Origin of the sequence: Microcystis sp. LEGE 08355, from assembly GCF_015207185.1 — a bacterium.
In the GTDB taxonomy this organism is placed as follows: domain Bacteria; phylum Cyanobacteriota; class Cyanobacteriia; order Cyanobacteriales; family Microcystaceae; genus Microcystis; species Microcystis panniformis.
In genome coordinates this window covers 1-2,638 of the sequence record NZ_JADEXI010000619.1, presented here as the reverse complement: position 1 = coordinate 2,638, position 2,638 = coordinate 1, and the positions used below count along the sequence as shown (strand labels likewise).

The 2,638-nt window shown below is 42.2% G+C and carries 2 protein-coding genes and 1 pseudogene; all 3 read left to right on the top strand.

Going from position 1 to position 2,638, the window contains the following annotated elements:
- Window positions 1-126: 126 nt before the first annotated feature.
- The 3 genes and pseudogenes from IQ242_RS22005 (at window position 127) to IQ242_RS21990 (ending at window position 2,447) form a co-directional block, all read left to right on the top strand.
- The gene (locus tag IQ242_RS22005; RefSeq protein ID WP_193961413.1) at window positions 127-558 is read left to right on the top strand and encodes a transposase; all 432 of its coding nucleotides are present in this window, start codon (window positions 127-129) and stop codon (window positions 556-558) included.
- Window positions 559-614: 56 nt separating this feature from the next.
- A pseudogene (locus IQ242_RS22000) lies at window positions 615-962 on the top strand (transposase); the annotation flags it as partial.
- Between the two features lie 837 nt (window positions 963-1,799).
- A complete protein-coding gene (locus IQ242_RS21990; RefSeq protein ID WP_193961412.1) occupies window positions 1,800-2,447 on the top strand; it encodes a PEP-CTERM sorting domain-containing protein in 648 nt (215 codons plus the stop codon).
- Window positions 2,448-2,638: the final 191 nt, after the last annotated feature.

Sequence of the window (2,638 nt, the reverse complement as noted above, 5' to 3'; positions counted from 1 at the left end):
TTTTATGTGTCAACATATCAGCTATGTACACTGGTTTAGGAAAATTGTCTATTCAATCTGAAAAATGGCGTTCTGGGGTTGTCATGTTCTTAAATGTAAAGTTTTGTTACGAGATTCAACATTTCTGTGACAAACGTGCTTGATTCTGAACAACTATCCGCTGAAGAAGTTTGTGATTTGTATAGAAGAAGATGGCAGATAGAAGAAGCTTTTCTCTTAACCAAGCGACTCTTAGGACTGGCCTATTTATCGGTTGGACACACTAACGGCGTACAAATCCAAATTCTCACTACCTTGATTTTCTATACTGTTCTGATTCAGATAGTTCAAGATGTGGCTGTAGCTCTCCATCAGCCGCCAGAAAAAATTTCTGTCGAGATGGTTTTTAGAAGCCTTTACTATGTAGCGAAGGCTTTCTCTCGGGGCGAAAACCCAGATGTAATCAGCTATTTAGCCGAACGCGCTCAACTTTTTGGACTGATTAAAGCTGAACGTCAGCGACATCGAGAGAAAGAGGCTCTCCATCGACAAATATGGGAACCTCTTCCCTTAAGTTGACACCAATGACTGCGTGCGCCCTCCCTTATATAACCCGGTTTTAATTAAAGAAATTTATCGAGGCTGGACAAGACAAAAAAGAAGACTATCACTATAGTCGTGAAGGGGTTCAAGTCTTGTTCATGTTTTTTGACCCCCATCGAGGATGGAGACGGGTGAGTAACCGAGATAGTCGAAAGTTATTGGATGTGAACTATCCAAAGGCTCGAAAAGTCAAGCTCGTCTGTGATAATCTGAACACTCATAACATAGCCTCGCTTTATGAAGCATTTCCAGCACCCGTTGCTCATCGTTTAGCTAGAAGACTGGAAATTTATCACACACCTCGTAATGGTAGCTGGTTAAATTTAGCCGAAACTGAACTAAGCGTCTTATCGAGGCAATGTTTAGATAGAAGGATTTCGGTTCTTCGTTACTTGGTATGGTTGGATAAGGTGGCATAAATCGACTAAATCCTTATCTGGCAAGAGACTTAATTGATTAGTTCGCTCTAGATAAAAGACAATTGAAAAAAATCGCCAAATGCCTTTCTAAATAAGGGTTACATCCGTTATAACCCTCGTCCATTGCATAACACAAACCGAAGAACCAGGATTTCTAGCAAGGAAGAACTGAAAAGGGAGATAGAAACATCGCAAAAAGAACGTAATCAGACTGCATCTACAGTAATATGGACGTTTACGACCAGCGATGCCAGGGTCAAGCCAAAACATCTTTATCCTGTGTTTGAGGAGGAGGAATCGGGAGAATCTATTGCCCCAAATTAGCAGAAACAATCCAGCAGTGATCTTCAAGAAAAAACCCTATAAATTTGACAAAAAATAGCTAAATATTGCCGAAAAAAAGTTTTATAAAACACAGGGTAAGCGAAGCGCATCTTAACAATCCTTAACAAAATGAACTTGATTTATGTGAGTTGCTTACCCAGAGAGTGATTCAGTAATATTTGAGGAGAATTTGCCATCTCAATTGTTAAGCAAAAATCGACCAAATGTTAAGAATTCCTAACTATTTTGATTGACTGGTATCAATTGAAATGCCCACACAGCAAGCGGATGACCAAATTGGTCAATGGTCAATAGCGTTGGAGATGCGCTCACCCTATTCTAAAACACCTGTTTTTTTTGAAAAGTTTCGCTATAATTATGTCAGGTCACACAAAAAGTTATCAGCGAGCTTAACGCTTGCTTAACCTCTTTTGATGGCTATAGTACACACAATTAACGCTGGATAATTCAGTTATGATGACAACCAACAAATTAACCAAAACTTTTGCTTCTGGCTCTCTAGCCATCGGGGTTCTCGCCGGCGCGGTGCTTACCGCTACCAGTGCCAGTGCCGCGATGTTAACTTGGGCGGATTGGACGAGCGGAACTCCTCTTATTGAAGGCGACAAAAAAGTTACGTACGTCTCGGGTAGCATTGGGGCCGAGGCTCTGGATGATGTTGCGCTGACCGAGATGGGTGGTCATTATTATTTCACATACGATTCTCTGACACAGGATGCCCCTGATCCTAACAAGGGTCCCGGGGGGTCTTTCACATATACGATCGAGGTCATTGGCTCCAACAAGTCTATTGTCGGGGTTGACCTGGATTCAGACGTATCATCCAACTACGGGACTGTAACCGAGACATTTGCTGAGATACCTGGGCTCTCCTTAGTTTCAGTTAACGGCTCACCGGTCCCTCCTAGCGGTCTCATCCCTATCGCCCCCAAGACACTGTTGACCGTCACAAATACCCTAAATAATACTGGTGGCCCCACTGAAGGTCTATTCCAATTACAAAATTCTTTCCACCAATCCGTTCCCGAACCGGGTACTATCCTCGGACTTCTGGCTGTGGGTGGTTTAGGATTGGTTTCCCGCTTCAAGAAACAAAAATAACAGTTACCAATGTCTCGTACACATTGATAACTGTAACGTTGAACAAGAATAGCTAAAGGTTAGATGCCCTGTTTGGTTTTCTAGCTTTTAGCTTTTTCTTTAAGCGTTGATTCTAACACAGCCCGGCACATAATTTTTGTTTTTAATCAACGGGTTGTTAGAGGGTTTTGGGGTTTTGGGGTGATCAGGGG

Coding starts and splice junctions, on each gene's coding strand:
- IQ242_RS21990 (WP_193961412.1), top strand. CDS start 1,800: ATGATGACAACCAACAAATTAACCAAAACTTTTGCTTCTGGCTCTCTA.